This is a genomic window from Colwellia psychrerythraea 34H, assembly GCF_000012325.1.
Classification (GTDB): domain Bacteria; phylum Pseudomonadota; class Gammaproteobacteria; order Enterobacterales; family Alteromonadaceae; genus Colwellia; species Colwellia psychrerythraea_A.
Window position 1 is genome coordinate 1,029,856 of record NC_003910.7, and the last position, 16,080, is coordinate 1,045,935.

The following is a 16,080-nucleotide window of genomic DNA, read 5'->3' on the forward strand; positions in this document are numbered from 1 at the left end:
TCTATAACCAGCTATATTCACTTAACTATATATAAATAATAGCTTTCTTTTACTAAATATTTAGACTTAATGGTTTATTGAGCGCATAGTAAAATTACTTCCAAAATAAACAAAATGATGGCCTATGACAAATCACCAACATCCTCAAACAACAACGCAATGGATTGATCTTATAGCCAATAGCGAATTACCTGCTATAACTTCCACTGCTAGGATGTTAGATAAATTTTCTAACGATGATAAGTCATCGCTACCAAAATTAAGTGAAGCGATTTTGCACGATCAAGGGCTCTCTTCATGCTTGCTTAAAGTCGCTAATAATATTCAACACATTAGTATTAACAAAGTCACCACCGTCTCTCGCGCATCTGTAGTTCTTGGTATTCAATCCGTTAAGAACATTTGCTTAACAGCAAAGTTAGTCTCTAGTTTATTAGCCTCGAAAAGCCTTGATATTAATGTTTATGAACAGTTGACCCAACTTATGGCTAATTCATTTTATGCTGGTATGTTAGCTAAAATGATGGTGCCTAATTATAGTGAGGAGATACAAGAGGAAGTATACCTTGCAGCTATGTTGTATCGTATAGGTGAAAGTGCATTTTGGAGCGCTGGTGGTGATGTAGCTAAAAAACTGGCAAATTATGAAGCCAAGTCACCACAAGATTTTAATCAATATTGTCGGAAAGAAATGGGTACTAATTTTAGCGAATTGAGTAAAGGGCTTGCTGGTACTTGGAACTTGAGTGATTTATTAATCAAGGCTCTCGACCAACCAACCACGCGTACTGATGAAGTGAAAGTTATTTACTTTGCTGACAAACTCAGCGCTATTATCGCAAAACCAGAAGGCTGTGAGGAAGACTATCATAAATTGCTTAAAGAAATAGCCTATATAGTGGGTATCTCAGTAAGGCAATTAACGGTAAGAATTGAGCATACGCGCGAGCAGGCTGAGAAGTTACTGTCATCTTATGGTGCTGAAATATTAACAGAGCGAATTAACAGTTTACCAACCGCCGAAGACTTTAAATCCCTTGGAGGGGACTTTGATACTAGAGAGGTTGTCAGTAAGGATAAAGCGTTACTAAATGGTTTTATGAAGCTAACAAAGTTAATTCAAAACAGTAAGGACTTTAATGAATATTTACAATTAACACTGGAAAGTTTAGCCCTTACCTTTGCCTTTGACCGTAGTTCTTTTTTAATGCTAGTAGATGATAGAGCTCGAGTTAAATCACGGTTAGTTGTTAATAAAAATGCTCAAGACGATGCTAGTAAAATTAATATTGATATCAAGCACAGTGATAATGTTATTGCTAGAGTGATTAGTACGGATACAGCAGCGTTAATCAATGACCATCAAGAAATTCGTTGGCGAGATTTAGTCACCGAAGAGATCAGTGAGGTAATTGTGGAAGGCGCTATAGCTTTTGTTCCTGTAAAAATAGGCGGTAAAGCAATAGGCGTGATATGTTTGCAATTACTCAGTCCAGATCAAAAGATAGAGACACAAGATTTCCAACAAATATGTGCCTTTATAGATCACCTTAACATGTGTTTAACCATGATAAAGTACAGTTAAATTTTTATTCTATAATCTTTTATCAGAGCAATATGAAGTTAATAGGTTTGTAAGTGTTGATACAATTAGTTACTCGTTTTAGCACGTCTTCTGATAAACTAACGATAATTAAATTTGTTAATGCACGTCTGTGCCAAAATTCCTAATGACCCAATCTAGTTCATATACAGCCAGTTTCACTTTAGATAAAGCCCACTATAGCGAATGCTACACTCAATCGAGTACCTTATCACATGATAAAAAAACGTACTTTAAAGCCAACGTTTTAACTGTCTTCGGTTTGATCATTTTGTTGGCTACACCTGTGAACCCTTACGCGGCTTGGTTCGTCATTGCTTTAGGACTTCTCGAAACAATTAGTGTTTATTATCATAAACCTTGGTGGGTGATTAGGCAGATGCTTAGTAAGGCTTCCCATAGTGAAGTAAAACTGACCATTGATGAACAAGGTATTTTGACAGAGTCATTCCATATAAATAACCGTATTTTGTGGGCTGATGTCACTCGCGTTACAGAAACTGATCTAGGATTTTTGATTTACTTTAGCTTAGGTAAAACAGCAATGGGCAAAGATATTGCCAGTAAAAGCTATATCTCTAAAAGTTGTTTATCGGATGACGCTACCGCTTTTATAGGACAAAAAAATCCTACTGTCGCTTAGGTCAATGCGAGTAAAATACATTAATTCAAAGTAAAAACACCTGTGGCTGATATGACTAAACAAGCATTTATGCGGTTATCAAACCCTAAGTTTATAATGTTGTTTTTAATCTTATGGGTCAGTTTACTATTGAGCTCTAACCATACGTTGAGCCAATTAGCGGATTATATATTCTTTACCTTTTTAGGCACTTTAGGTGCTATTTTTGCCAACTCAACTGGGGCTGGTGGTGGTGTGGTGTTTATTCCCATGTTTACCCAGCTTAACTTTACTGAGCAACAATCAATTGCCACAAGCTTTGCTATCCAATGTTTTGGTATGACCGCAGGTGCTGTTACATGGTGGCACCATTATAGAACTGAGAAAACTGACCTACGTTTATGGCAAGGTTTTAAACGTATTATCTGTGTGACCACTATCGCTTCGATAATCGGTCTCAATGCTGTATTTTTCTACCAAGTAAATTCACCTGCTACTTTGCATACTAGTTTTAGCTGGTTTTCATTGCTGTTGGGTTTCTTCATTGTATTGACTATTTATTTGCTGCAACCGCATCGTGAGCGCAGCCAATTATATTATGTCGACTATATTTTTCTGATACTTATTGGTTTGTTTGGTGGTGCTGTTACCGCTTGGTTAAGTGTTGGAGTTGGTGAGTTATTAGTTATTTACCTATTGTTACGACATTTTGATATTAGTATGGCAGTAGCTGCTGCTGTAATCGTTTCCGCAATCAGTGTTTGGACGGCGATTGCACAAGTAAACAGCGACGTTTATTGGCAAGTTGTTTTATTCGCAGGTCCAGGGGCAGTTCTAGGAGGCATATTTGCTAAAACCTTAGTAACCCATTTATCGGCAATTAAGTTGAAATTATTTTTTGCTTGTTGGTTACTGTTAAGTGGTGTGGTGGGTTTAATTTAAATTGCAATAAATAAAGCTTAATGAGAGTGATTCGTATATGCGTTGACAATTGTTGTTGTCCTAGTACAATTAGCTCATAATCTTTTATTGAGACACAACTCATGTTGACGAAATCGTTTACTACCTTGTTTATTGCACTATTTTTTATGGCAAATTTTAGCGCCAGTGCAAGTGACGAAGTTAATGTTTACTCTTACAGACAACCTTTTCTTGTAGAACCTTTATTTACCCAATTTACTGAGCAAACTGGTATTAAAGTGAATGTAGTTTTTGCTAAAAAGGGTATGGCTGAACGCTTAGCGCGTGAAGGTAAATATAGCCCTGCCGATATACTACTCACCACAGATATTAGTCGTTTGATTGAATTACGCGATAAAGACTTAGTTCAAGCAGTTAACTCTCCAGTATTAAGTAATTCAATCCCTAAACAATACCAAGCACAAGATAATACTTGGTTTGCCTTAACTACGCGGGTTCGTAATATATATTCAGCGAAGCGTTTGGGAAAAATTGATATAAATTATGAAGACTTAGCGAATGAAAAATATAAAGGTCGTATTTGTACACGTAGCGGTAAACACCCATATAACGTTGCCTTAGTGGCTTCGATGATCAGTGAACATGGCGAAGCTTATACGTTAGATTGGCTTAAAAAAGTTAAGAATAATTTAGCACGTAAACCTCAGGGCAGTGATCGTGGCCAAGTACAAGCGATCCATCAAAAGTTGTGTGATATTTCATTAGGTAATAGTTACTACTTTGGAAAAATGCTAAAAGATGAAAAGCAAAAAGTATGGGCTGATGAAGTGTACATTAATTTCCCTAACCAAAAAAATCGCGGGGCCCATATTAATATCTCAGGCGTTGCTATGGCTAAATATGCTCCTAATGCGAAGAATGCTCAAGCGTTAATGGAATTTCTAGTCTCTAAACCTGCACAAGCGTTATATGCACAAACAAATATGGAATATCCTGTTCGTGAAGGTGTTGCAGTATCAAAGCTGGTTGCTTCTTGGGGTAGTTATAAAGCAGATGCGTTACCGTTAGAAGATATTGCTAAAAACCGTAAAACAGCATTAAAGCTATTAGATCAAGCACAGTTTGATTTGTGATCGCACTGTATAACAGCAGAACATGGAAGTTATCTAGCTATATAATTGCACTGGTATTGATAGTGCCAGTAGTGGTTATGCTAGTCGGTGGCGTTAGTGCTTCAACGCAGCTGTTTGTTCATTTATGGCAAACAGTGCTACCAAGTTATCTTGAAAACACCTTATTACTTGCCTTTTGGGTGGTGTTATTGGCGTTAGTTTTTGGCGTGTTTAGTGCTGCAATCATTACGCAAACCAACATTGTATTTAAGCAGCAACTTCGTTGGTTGTTACTCTTACCTTTAGCTATGCCGGCGTATTTAGTCGCTTATCTTTATACCGACTTATTTGATTATGCAGGCCCTGTTCAGCGTGCCTTAAGAGGCTGGTTTGATTGGCAATCGCCAAACGATTATTGGTTTTTTGATATTCGTACCTTACCCGGTGCTGCTTTAATGCTGGCACTGGTGTTATTTCCCTATATTTACATGCTAACGCGTGGCGCTTTTGAGCAACAAGATCAAAACTTAATTCGCGCAAGTCGATTACTTGGCCTAACTGCCAAACAAAGTTTCTTTAAAGTTGCTCTCCCTTTGGCAAGACCAGCGATTGCTGTTTCGGCGAGTCTTGTTTTAATGGAAACCTTAGCCGATTTTGCTACCGTACAATACTTCTCTGTTAACACGCTAACGACTGCTATTTATGATACTTGGCTTGGTTATGGCGACCTCGGTGCAGCCAATGCTTTAGCCAGTATTTTAATGTTATTGGTATTATTTGTTGTGTTAGCAGAACAACGAAGTAGGGCAGGGTTACGTCATCAAAGTGCAAGACCTAACTCAAAACGAGAACTGATACAGTTGTCTTTTAGCCAACAACTTATTGCCAGCATTTTTTGCTGGGCACTGGTCATTTTAGGTTTCTTATTACCGATAACCTTATTGATCATTATGGCAGTGCAATACAGTGATTTTGCGCAATTATCTGCTTTATTATCTACCGGTATCAATTCACTGAAGGTGTCGGTATTTGCTGCGACAATTGCAGTTGTTATTGCTTTATCACTAGGTTTGTATCAGCGTTTACATAATGATAAGTATCGTCAAGTGCCACAACTGATATCAGGCTTTGGTTATGCCGTACCTGGCACTGTTTTGGCTATGGCGATGTTGTCAACATTAGGCCCCCTAGACCACTGGATTAACGATGCGGCTGAATTTATAGGGTTTGGCGCGCCAGGGCTAATCTTATCAGGCTCTTTGTTTGCTATTGTATTCGCACTGGTAGTACGTTTTTCTGCGATTGCTAATGGCACCATTACGAGCGGTATAAAGCAAATTCCTCGATCATTAGATTACGCACCTGCCACGTTAGGCGTTAATTTAAGAGGAAGTTTAACTAAAGTACATTTACCTATTTTAACGCCAGCAATATTGGTGGCATGGTTATTAGTTTTTGTGGAAGCAATGAAAGAATTACCGGCAGTATTATTATTACGGCCTTTTAATTTTGAAACGTTAAGTAGTCAAATTTATCAGCTCATTTCTGATGAAGTGTTAGAGCAAGGCGCTTTAGGGGCAATCCTCATTGTGCTGTTCGGCTTATTACCTATAGTGCTACTGAATAAGAGTAAGGAAAAAGTATGACCGCGTTATTAACTACTCAGCCATCTATCGAGCCCATTACTCTATTATCTATCCAACAACTTTCTATTTCACTACAAGATAAAGTGGTTTTATCAACGTTGGATTTAAGTCTTAATGAAGGGGATATTTTAGGCCTTGTTGGCGCAAGTGGTTGCGGGAAAACAACTTTGCTTAATGCTATCGCTGGTTTTAGTAAACCAAGTAAAGGCAAAATAATTATTGATGGTAATTTGCTTAGTGATGGTGAGCACAGCGTTCCAGCAGAGCAGCGTCAAGTCGGCATGATATTCCAAGATTATGCGTTATTTCCTCACTTAACCGTAAAACAAAATATCGCCTTTGGACTAAGCAAGCAGAGTAAAGCTGAGCAAGTTGAACAAATTGACCACTTACTTACCCTATTAAAGCTAAACGATTACCGTGATAGTTATATTCATCAGCTCTCTGGTGGTCAGCAACAGCGTGTAGCCATTGCGAGAGCTTTAGCACCAAAACCTAAGTTACTTTTACTTGATGAACCTTTTTCAAATATCGATGCTCGTCTTAGAAATGAATTGATGCTAGAAATAAGACAACTATTAAAGCAGTTTAAGATGACTGCTATTTTTGTAACCCATAATAAAGACGAAGTCTTCACCTTTGCTGACAAAATGGCCGTAATGGCGCAAGGAATATTATTACAACTTGATGCGCCTAGTATTGTTTGCCAGCAACCGAATAGTTATCAGGTAGCTGACTTTTTACAGCTTGGTAGTTGGCTTCCTTGCCAAGTTAATTCAGTAAGTGCGCAGAGCTTATTAGGTGAATTTACTGTAGATAATCAGAGAGATAAGCAAACAAGCCTAGTTTATTTACTGGTCAAATCCTCTCAATTACAGCTCAATGTTGAAGAGGATGAACATAATATTGCTAATGCACAAGTTGAATACATTAGTGTTACCGAGCAGGGATATCATTATTATTTGAGCAGTTTAGACTGCCTTGTTAAAGATAAACACTTGGCCTTTTCTAAGCTTAGTTTATACAGTGATGTTGCTCTATCATTCAAGCAAAAAGTGGTTGTTAGCATTAAGCCTCATGACTTTTTATTTTTTAATAAAGTAACTAATCTCTAACAATTACGGCCATTGCAAGGTGTTACAGTTTCATAACAAGCTATTACAGTCTCTTTGTTATTTTCTTTTATAATTTAATTATCAAATCAAAATTATTTAATTTTAAGGAGTCTGTCATGGCATCAAGTATTGAGCTTGTTGAAAATATACAACCACTTGAAACTAAGAATGATAATCAAATACAACAAAAGTTACTGTTGATTGAGAATGATCAATATCTCAGTAAAGCCTTTTTAGTTAATGGGGAACAATCCGTTTACCACACTACAAAAATGCGTACAGGTGAAGTCCTCAGTCAAGAGCTGAAAAGCTACTTAGTAGATCATCGACCAAGCATGATAGTGCTAGATGTTGGGTTTTCTGATAGTGCACAGTTATTAATAATACGAGATCTTCGCGCCTTATTTGATGGTCTACTTGTGATTGTCTCAAGCAAAAACAGTGAAAAAGAGCAAGTTGAAGCCTTTAAGTTAGGTGTCGATGATTACTTACTTAAGCCGATTGATAGTCGAATACTGATGATGCGAATTGAGGCTTTATTTCGTCGTCAACGTCATAAAATAAACCAAGTTGAATTAGCGAGTTTAACTATGGGGGATGTTTGTCTACAGCCTAAATCACAAAAATGCTTTATTAATGGCGAAGTAGTGAAGTTAACAACCTTTGAGTTTAATTTATTGAAGTCTTTAGTTGAACACCAAGGAAAGATCTTATCCCGAGATCAACTCTATAGCACCTTGCTTCGAAGAGTATACAATGGCGTAGAGCGTACTCTGGATGTCAGAATGTCACAACTACGTGAAAAACTGACTATAGCTGGTATGAAGAATAATCAGATAGAGACAGTTTGGGGTCAAGGATACATGTTTAACAATATAGCCTCTTAGTTTAACCTTTTACACAATAGTTCAATAACGTGCTCGTATTGGACTATTGTGCCACCCTTAGTCATTTCCTAAGATAAATAAATAATAGCTTTACCCTATTTTTGTTTTTTCTGTATACTCGCCCATACTCTTTTTTTAGCTACCAACGCTGGAGCTTTCTTTGCTAGCTGTAATACGCGTTTTTTTAATGACCTTGGCGTTGTTCATCATTTGCACTGTCTCTATTTTCTATTGTTTGTTGCGTCCTTTTCACCGTGATAATGTTTATCATACTTCAGTATTTCTTGGAAAAATCACTAAAATATTTGGTGTTGACGTCGAACTGAGAATTCCTGCATCACTTAAAGATATTGGACCTGTGGTTTGGATGGCAAATCATCAGAACAGCTATGATCTTTTTACTCATGCTAACGCAGTTCAGCCTGGTACCGTGAGCGTAGGCAAAAAAAGCTTAAAATGGATTCCTATTTTTGGACAAATGTATTGGTTAACGGGCAATATTTTAATTGATCGAAAAAACACCAGTAAGGCAATGAATACAATTGAATTAACGGCTGATAAAATAAAGAAAAATAAGCTTTCTGTCTGGATGTTTCCTGAAGGTACCCGTAGCCGAGGAAGGGGTCTATTGCCATTGAAAACAGGGGCTTTTCGCACAGCTCTTCAGGCAGGAGTGCCAATTGTACCCATATGTGCCAGTAATCAGGTAGGTACAATTGACTTAAACCGCTGGGATAATGGAAAAATCATCATAGAATTCCTAGATCCTATTCACCTTGATGATGCAAGTCGCGAAAACTTACGCTCAAGAGTAAATGAAGTCCATAATTTAATGTCCAATAAAATAGAACAGTTATCAATTGAAGCCGCGGCTTATCATAATAAATAACATATACCCGTTCCATTTGAAGATGCAGGATTCAGCTGGAATTAGAAACGCCTTTAGGCAAGACATTGATTGAAGAGAATAGTTATTCTATTATCGAAATAAATAACGTAGCATAAAGCGTCTATAAACCAGCCCTTTGGGGAAATCTGAGCAAACCATATTCGTCGTTACATTTGTTTTTAAGGGAATAACCATTAACAAAAAATGTGCCTTGATTATGATTCGCTCAGGTTTCCTGAAACGAGCATCTTCAAGTGGAACGGGTATAGATTGATTATAAAACATAAATAGGTAATGAAAATGATCGATGAAGAATTACAACAATGGTTTAGCCATACTGAAATGCTAATTGCTGAACTGCTTGAAGATGGTACTAATGACGAAGTTTATCACACCATTGAGCATCACTTTGCGAGTAGTGATTTTGATTTATTAGAAAAGGCAGCTATTGCTGCATTTAAGTTAGGACTCGAAATTGAAGAGCCAGAAGAAGCAGAATTAGAAAATGGCGATAAAGTTTTTGCCTTTGATATTGCGACAGAGCAAATGCTGGATGTAAATTTAATTAAAAAAGAAACCCAAGCGATGTTTGAGTTAGCAAAACAATGTGGTGTTGACTATGATGGTTGGGGTACATACTTTGAAGAATAACTTTAAGGTATAGTAAAATACTCTAAGGCTTGAACACCTGTACTAAATATCTTAAGATGTGCGACATAACTAGCCAGTTTTTATTCGCTGGCTTGCTGGTGCTAACTAAATTGGACCAGCTGATAGTTGAAATTATCAGGATTTTTTACACTAAGGAAAGTAAACCATGGAATGGCTTAGTAGAGTACTATCACAAGAACCCACTGTTCTCGCTCTCTCAATAACTGTTGTTATTGCTATTTTTATCTTTGCGGCTAGAAAAGCGCACTTAAATCATTTAGCTAGAATGAAAAAGATAGATGATACCTTTAATATTAAATAAAACGTAATCGGTTTATTTTTACGTAGTAGAAATCAACTAATTTACCCTACCTCCTATCAAAAAATTCATACCTATAAAAACTAGCAAAGTTTCACTACTGTATAATTCACTACTATATAAGAGGGAAAAGCTATGTTTGGCTTCACTTTATAGTATTGAAAGTACTAACACTTTGCTGTTGAGTCTCTGATGATAAGTTTTGGTACATATTGACTGATGGTTGTTTGATTCTTTTGCTTGCGAACTTGGCTAATAAGTAAGTTTGCAGCATCTTCAGCTATTTGGCTATTTGGCTGATCCGCGGTAGTGAGTTTTGGCCAAGTTTGACGAGAGAATGGACTGTTTTCAAACCCTACTATTGATAGTTGCTCAGGAATAGATATATTCATTAATCTTGCGGCAAATAATGCCCCCGCAGCAATTTCATCGTTACAAGAAAATATAGCGGTTGGACGAGTATTATTGCTTTCTGCAGACATCAACTGCTTTGCACCACTAACTCCTGAATCAAAAGAGTATTCACCCTCGATAACTAGTTCTTTATCAAAGTCGATGTTACTTTCTTTTAAGGCTCTTCTGTAACCTTTATAGCGTTCAACTGTCGACATATGTTTTGCGTCACCGGCAATAAAACCAATATCTTTATGGCCTAAGTCAATTAAATGTTGGGTAATAGTTTGTGCAGCGTCTCTATCATTTACCATAACACAAGGGCTTAGATCATCAGGAGCAACGTCACCAGACATGATACGTACAACTTTAACGTCAAGCGCTACTAATGATTTAACAAACTCAGGCATTTCAGAAAGAGGCGGGGTCAAAATTAAGCCTGCAATACGCGCATGCTTAACCATGTTAACAACCTCTTCGGTAATGTTTTTATTTTTCGCATCACAAGGGTGAATTAATAACTCAAAGCCTTGTTGTTTACAGGCAGATAATATTCCTTCCTGCATATCAATGATGTAATAAGCGTTAGGGTTATCATAAATATAAGCAACAGAAAACGATTTTGCTCCGGCTAAATTTCGTGCCGCTAAATTTGGCTGATAATTTAATTCTTCGACAGCTTTTTGTACTTTTTCACGTGTTAATTGGCGTACTGAAATCTCATTGTTAATAACACGAGAAACAGTTTTTATTGATACACCAGCTTGTTTGGCTACGTCATTTATTGTCGCTTTCATCTGCAGATAACCTTGTTCTTATTTTTATAAACTGACTGGCTGTACCAGGGTGTTGTAATTATTGCATAGCCAGTCCGTAGTAATCTATAGGACTTTGCAGTATTATTTAGAGTAATAATAATTGACAGCGCTGTCATTTTTTAATAGGGTACCATGAAAATATTACAAGTCATAATGGTTAAACCGAGCAAATACTCAGGTTAACTGCAATGATAAAGTCGATAATTGTATCTGAACCACCTTATAGGAATTAGTATGTCGTCTCGTCAAACATTAGCTAGCTGGAAAAAGCTTCAGTTACTTGCCCAAGATAAAAAATCTCAGCATATGAATACTTTGTTTGCACAAGACAGTGAACGTTTTAATAAGTTCTCTATCGAATTGCCAAACATGTTACTCGATTACTCTAAAAATCTTATTGATACCGAAACGCTTGATGCATTATTAGCGCTAGCAGAAGAGACGCAAGTATGTGATTGGCGAGCCAAGATGTTTGCTGGTGAGAAAATAAATAAAACCGAGGACCGTGCGGTATTACACACAGCGTTACGTCGTCAAAGTGACGAAGCCTTCATTATCGAGGGTGAAAACGTAACTGAGCATGTCAAAAATCAACTAGCTGAGATGGAAGTATTTGTAAACAAAGTTCGTCAGGGACATTGGTTAGGCTACTCAGGTAAACGTATTACCGATATTGTTAATATCGGAGTGGGTGGCTCTAATCTTGGGCCTCAAATGGTCACTGAAGCATTGAAACATTACAGCGATGGCAGTGTGAATGTTCATTATGTATCTAACGTTGATGGTGCGCAAATTGCAGAAGTACTTCGTCCGTTAGAGCCAGAAAAAGTTCTGTTTATTGTTTCAAGTAAAACCTTTACTACCACTGAAACCATGACAAATGCTCGTACAGCAATTAATTGGCTAACAAGTGCCTCTTTCGATGAAAACTCAGTAGCAAAACATTTTGTTGCGGTCACGGCAAATAAAGAAAATGCCATGAGTTTTGGTATAGAAGAACAAAACATCTTTGATATGTGGGATTGGGTTGGTGGCCGCTTTTCATTATGGTCGGCTATTGGTCTAGCGATTGCTCTTGATCTAGGTTTTGATAAGTTTGAAGAGTTACTTGCCGGTGCTCATGATATGGATCAGCATTTTATTAATGCGCCATTAAAAGATAATTTTCCAGCCATTCTAGCTTTAATTAGTGTTTGGAATACCACTTTCCTTGGCTCTCAGTCACAAGCTATTTTACCTTACGATCAAACGTTGCATATGTTAACTGCATATTTGCAGCAAGCCGAAATGGAAAGTAATGGTAAATCGGTGAGTTGGGATGGCGATGAAATCGATTATGCTACTGTGCCTTCTATTTGGGGCGAGTTAGGCATCAATGGTCAGCATGCCTTTTACCAGTATCTACATCAAAGTAATAATGTTGTGCCTGCCGATTTTATTGGCTCGGTTAAAAGTGTTACCCCAGTAAAAGGGCATCATGAAACCTTGATGGCAAATTTCTTTGCACAAACACAAGCATTGATGGTCGGGGTGAATGAGGAGCAGGTCCGTGCCGATCTTAAAGCAAAAGGACGTAATGCTGAGTACATTGATAACGTTGCTCCACATAAAGTACACAAGGGCAATAGACCCACAAATACTATTTTACTAAAGTGTATCAACCCAAGGAACTTAGGTAGCTTAATTGCAGCTTATGAGCACAAGATATTTGTTCAAGGCATCATCTTACAAATATGCTCTTTCGATCAATGGGGTGTTGAATTGGGTAAAGGCCTGGCTGCAGAGATTCAAACCGAGCTACAAACAGATAATATTTCTGCTCAGCATGACTGTTCAACGTCAAGTTTATTGAAGTTTTATCAGTCAGCAAAGTAGCTGCCTTTTATGAATAATACCTAACCTGAGTCTCTATTAATTCATATTAAGCCGACTTCAGCTCACTAAATTTTTTTGTTTTGATTACATGCAAATGAAAAATTTAGCTAGACAAAATACAGTGATTAAAGCTAATACCATATAAATATGGTGTTAGCTTTTTTTTACCCGTAGATCAAATAACTCAATAAAATAATTGCCATATTTTCCTTTACATCTTAGTGAATTATTATTCCATAAAATTAAATAAAAATTCATACTGTAATATTTTACGTGTTTTTATTATACAAAAAGTGATAGTTATTTCGATAGTTACGATTTAATGACAAAAATAACAAATAAAAAAATCCTTTATATTCATGGTCTTTGTGATTTTATGTAACTGTTATACAGTTTTTAGTTAATTTATTCTGGTCAAACGTAAAAATAAACGGTATGGTTTATTACGTCTTATGACAGCGTTGTCATTAAATATTGACAGCGCTGTCGTAAAACCGAATTAATTATTATAAGTAAATATAAAAACATTCTAAAAACAAAACGTGTGTAAGGGAAAGTCGATGTCAACTAAAACATTTAAAAAAGGCGTGTTAGCGAGCTCAATAGCAATGATCCTAGCTGGTGTAACATCACAAGCTATGGCAGCCGAAGAAGCCGCTTCTGAAATAAACAAAGACCAAGTTGAGGTAATTCAAGTTACTGGTATTCGTGGTAGCTTAAAAAAAGCGTTAAACAACAAACGTTTTTCTGATGCTGTTGTTGATTCTATTTCAGCTGAAGATATTGGTAAATTTCCAGACCGAAATATTGCTGAATCTTTACAACGTATTCCAGGTGTCACTATTGCTAGAAATTTTGCCGGTGAAGGTGGCAACGTCTCTATCCGTGGTACAAACCCAGAATTAACTTTGGTTACTATGAATGGTAATTACTTGGCTTCTACTGGTTGGTTTTCTCAACAACCAGCTAGTCGTTCATTTGACATGGACTTACTTCCACCTGAATTAGTTGCTGGTGTTGATGTTTATAAATCCCCTATGGCTTCCTTAGATGAAGGTGGTGTTGGTGGCACCGTTGCTGTACGTACAAGAAAGCCGTTAGAGCTTGATGCGAACACTTTATACCTTTCTGCTGAAATTCAAGATAACAGTATTTCTGATGATAATGGCCAAGGGGCGACTGGTTTCTATAGCTGGAAAAATGATAGCGAAACTTTTGGTTTATTAGGTAGTATCTCAACATTAGAAAGTGTGGGTCGTGCTCATAAAGCTGAAAACTATATGGATGACGGTTGGGCTGGAGCAGGTATTGCTGAATTTAAGCAAGACCGAAAACGTACTGCTTATGACTTAACTTTACAATATGCACCAACAGATAGTTTATCAATGAACCTGCATTATTTAACTATTGATTTAGATGCTGCTAATACTAACCAAAACTATTTAATTATTGCAGGCACAGACAGTGCTGCATTTAATGCAAATGTAACTGGCGCTACGAAATTTGGCCCAGAAAATGGTTTTGCGTTAAATGGTAAGTATGCTGGCGCTGCCTTTGATGACACCAACTCTCGAAATGCTGAGACAGATACTGGTGTTATTGCTTATGAAGTTGATTATTCAGGTGATGGGTATTCAATAAATGCTAAAGTTGGTAATACCAATGCAACAGGTGGCGATGGCGGAAACTATAATGTAGGTTGGGCATCTACTAATGCTAACCAAAGTATTGATTTTGATATGTCAGGTCATGACAGTATGTTGTTAAGCCCAAACAATGCAGATGCAAGTAATCATGCTGAATACGCAATGACTAATGCCTCTGTTAATGCTGCTGGGTACCGTGAAGATGATGAAACCTTTGCACAAGTTGATATTAATTTTGATGTCGAGTTAGGCCCTGTTTCAAATATCAAAACAGGCGCTAAATTAAGGGATCATGAATTTACTAGTTATTCTAATAAATGGACATTTGAAGATGGTTTTACTGACGGCTTAACAAAAGCTGATTTTGCTGATGGTACTTTTAACCACTCGGGTGTTGGTTTGAGTGGGGATAGCCCAACAGCTATTGCCCGTGTTGACGGCAATAAAATACGTACCTATATGGATAGCGTAAAAACGGGTGAAACATTAAATAAAGATAGCTTTGGCGTTATCAAAGAAGATATTTTTGCTGCTTATGTACAAGGTGACTTTAGTGGTGACGACTATAGAGGTAACATTGGCATACGTTATGTTAAAACTGACACCTCTGCAGATTACTTCTTAGGGAATGATCCAGCAGAAGAAGAGAGTGATTACTCTGATTGGTTACCTAGCTTTAACTTAGCACTTGATTTAGATAGTGATTTAATACTTCGTATATCTGCCGCTAAAGTAATGAGTCGTCCTAATTATTCGTTCTTAAACCCTGCTGCAAGTGTTAATGAAACGACTAAACGCATCACTAAAGGTAGTATTAAACTTGAGCCATACCGTGCAAACCAATATGACATTGGTTTAGAGTGGTACTTCAACGAAGAATCTTTACTTTCAGCTACATTGTTTAGTAAAGATATTAGTTCTTTTATTATTCCTGGTGCTAACGAAGAAAAAATTCAGTACAAAGGTGAAGAGTATATTTTAAGTACACCAGGCCAGGGTCTTGGCGGTCAACTTGAAGGTGTTGAATTACAGTATCAACAACAAATGGGTGAATTTGGTTGGTCTGCTAACTTAACTTATACTGATGGTTATGGTTTACAAGATAACGGTTCAGAAATTGTTAAGGCGCCTTTAGCTGGTATGTCTAAAATAAGTTATAACGTAAGTGCATTTTACGAAACTGACTTAGTGTCTACACGCCTTGCTTATACGTATCGTGATGAGTTTATTGCTCAATCAACAGGTATTGGTGGTAACACAGGTTGGGATGCCCATGGTTTCTTAGATGCTAACGTTACTTGGCATGCAACAGAAGGTCTGGATGTAAGTCTGGAAGCAACAAACATCCTTGAAGAAACAACCACTCAACGTTTTGTTAGTGAGTTTGATGCAATGCGTTTAGCTGCTGATAATGGTCGTAACATTTATCTTAAAGTATCTTATCGTTTATAAGTCATCGTTAAGGTTATGTAAAAAACATATCTGAAAAGATAGTGTAAAAGAAAAAGGAAAGTTTACTTTCCTTTTTCTACCCCTAGCAATTTATGAAATTGCTAGGGGTAATAACCTTCCTCTTTTCCTTT

General features: G+C 37.1%; 13 protein-coding genes. 12 read left to right on the forward strand and 1 reads right to left on the reverse strand.

The window, feature by feature from the left end; genetic code table 11:
- Positions 1 to 124 precede the first annotated feature (124 nt).
- From CPS_RS04490 to CPS_RS23845, 10 genes are all read left to right on the forward strand, one after another.
- Positions 125 to 1,585, forward strand: coding sequence for an HDOD domain-containing protein (locus CPS_RS04490; RefSeq protein ID WP_011041852.1), 1,461 nt, complete (start codon positions 125 to 127; stop codon positions 1,583 to 1,585).
- A 145-nt stretch (positions 1,586 to 1,730) separates the two neighbouring features.
- Positions 1,731 to 2,246, forward strand: a complete 516-nt coding sequence (locus CPS_RS04495) for a YcxB family protein (RefSeq protein WP_011041853.1) — start codon at positions 1,731 to 1,733, stop codon at positions 2,244 to 2,246.
- A 51-nt stretch (positions 2,247 to 2,297) separates the two neighbouring features.
- The gene (locus tag CPS_RS04500; RefSeq protein WP_041737332.1) at positions 2,298 to 3,167 is read left to right on the forward strand and encodes a sulfite exporter TauE/SafE family protein; all 870 of its coding nucleotides are present in this window, start codon (positions 2,298 to 2,300) and stop codon (positions 3,165 to 3,167) included.
- Positions 3,168 to 3,268: 101 nt separating this feature from the next.
- A complete protein-coding gene (locus tag CPS_RS04505) occupies positions 3,269 to 4,279 on the forward strand; it encodes an extracellular solute-binding protein (RefSeq protein ID WP_081428694.1) in 1,011 nt (336 codons plus the stop codon).
- 62 nt (positions 4,280 to 4,341) lie between these two features.
- Positions 4,342 to 5,904: an ABC transporter permease gene (locus CPS_RS04510; protein WP_238383588.1), complete on the forward strand. Its 1,563-nt coding sequence runs from the start codon at positions 4,342 to 4,344 to the stop codon at positions 5,902 to 5,904.
- Entirely contained in the window at positions 5,901 to 7,019 is a 1,119-nt protein-coding gene (locus CPS_RS04515) for an ABC transporter ATP-binding protein (RefSeq protein WP_011041857.1), read from the forward strand. The genes CPS_RS04510 and CPS_RS04515 overlap by 4 nt, the downstream gene beginning before the upstream one ends.
- A gap of 116 nt (positions 7,020 to 7,135) precedes the next feature.
- The gene (locus CPS_RS04520) at positions 7,136 to 7,906 is read left to right on the forward strand and encodes a response regulator transcription factor (protein WP_011041858.1); all 771 of its coding nucleotides are present in this window, start codon (positions 7,136 to 7,138) and stop codon (positions 7,904 to 7,906) included.
- Positions 7,907 to 8,066: 160 nt separating this feature from the next.
- Positions 8,067 to 8,795, forward strand: coding sequence for a 1-acylglycerol-3-phosphate O-acyltransferase (locus CPS_RS04525; protein ID WP_011041859.1), 729 nt, complete (start codon positions 8,067 to 8,069; stop codon positions 8,793 to 8,795).
- A gap of 300 nt (positions 8,796 to 9,095) precedes the next feature.
- Entirely contained in the window at positions 9,096 to 9,446 is a 351-nt protein-coding gene (gene rraB, locus CPS_RS04530; protein ID WP_011041860.1) for a ribonuclease E inhibitor RraB, read from the forward strand.
- Positions 9,447 to 9,612: 166 nt separating this feature from the next.
- A complete protein-coding gene (locus CPS_RS23845; RefSeq protein WP_011041861.1) occupies positions 9,613 to 9,768 on the forward strand; it encodes a hypothetical protein in 156 nt (51 codons plus the stop codon).
- 164 nt (positions 9,769 to 9,932) lie between these two features.
- On the opposite strand, the gene CPS_RS04535 is transcribed toward CPS_RS23845, so the two are convergent.
- Complete coding sequence (locus tag CPS_RS04535) at positions 9,933 to 10,955, reverse strand: LacI family DNA-binding transcriptional regulator (protein WP_011041862.1); 1,023 nt, start codon at positions 10,953 to 10,955, stop codon at positions 9,933 to 9,935.
- A 255-nt stretch (positions 10,956 to 11,210) separates the two neighbouring features.
- On the opposite strand from CPS_RS04535, the gene pgi reads away from it, so the two are divergent.
- Both pgi and CPS_RS04545 read left to right on the forward strand, forming a co-directional pair.
- Complete coding sequence (gene pgi / locus CPS_RS04540) at positions 11,211 to 12,851, forward strand: glucose-6-phosphate isomerase (RefSeq protein WP_011041863.1); 1,641 nt, start codon at positions 11,211 to 11,213, stop codon at positions 12,849 to 12,851.
- A 560-nt stretch (positions 12,852 to 13,411) separates the two neighbouring features.
- Complete coding sequence (locus CPS_RS04545) at positions 13,412 to 15,949, forward strand: TonB-dependent receptor (RefSeq protein WP_011041864.1); 2,538 nt, start codon at positions 13,412 to 13,414, stop codon at positions 15,947 to 15,949.
- The last annotated feature ends 131 nt before the right edge of the window (positions 15,950 to 16,080 follow it).

Excerpts from the sequence above, each read along its gene's own strand:
- CPS_RS23845 (WP_011041861.1), top strand. The coding sequence starts at position 9,613 with ATGGAATGGCTTAGTAGAGTACTATCACAAGAACCCACTGTTCTCGCT.
- pgi (WP_011041863.1), top strand. The coding sequence starts at position 11,211 with ATGTCGTCTCGTCAAACATTAGCTAGCTGGAAAAAGCTTCAGTTACTT.
- CPS_RS04505 (WP_081428694.1), top strand. The coding sequence starts at position 3,269 with ATGTTGACGAAATCGTTTACTACCTTGTTTATTGCACTATTTTTTATG.
- rraB (WP_011041860.1), top strand. The coding sequence starts at position 9,096 with ATGATCGATGAAGAATTACAACAATGGTTTAGCCATACTGAAATGCTA.
- CPS_RS04495 (WP_011041853.1), top strand. The coding sequence starts at position 1,731 with ATGACCCAATCTAGTTCATATACAGCCAGTTTCACTTTAGATAAAGCC.
- CPS_RS04520 (WP_011041858.1), top strand. The coding sequence starts at position 7,136 with ATGGCATCAAGTATTGAGCTTGTTGAAAATATACAACCACTTGAAACT.
- CPS_RS04500 (WP_041737332.1), top strand. The coding sequence starts at position 2,298 with ATGACTAAACAAGCATTTATGCGGTTATCAAACCCTAAGTTTATAATG.
- CPS_RS04515 (WP_011041857.1), top strand. The coding sequence starts at position 5,901 with ATGACCGCGTTATTAACTACTCAGCCATCTATCGAGCCCATTACTCTA.
- CPS_RS04490 (WP_011041852.1), top strand. The coding sequence starts at position 125 with ATGACAAATCACCAACATCCTCAAACAACAACGCAATGGATTGATCTT.
- CPS_RS04535 (WP_011041862.1), bottom strand. The coding sequence starts at position 10,955 with ATGAAAGCGACAATAAATGACGTAGCCAAACAAGCTGGTGTATCAATA.
- CPS_RS04545 (WP_011041864.1), top strand. The coding sequence starts at position 13,412 with ATGTCAACTAAAACATTTAAAAAAGGCGTGTTAGCGAGCTCAATAGCA.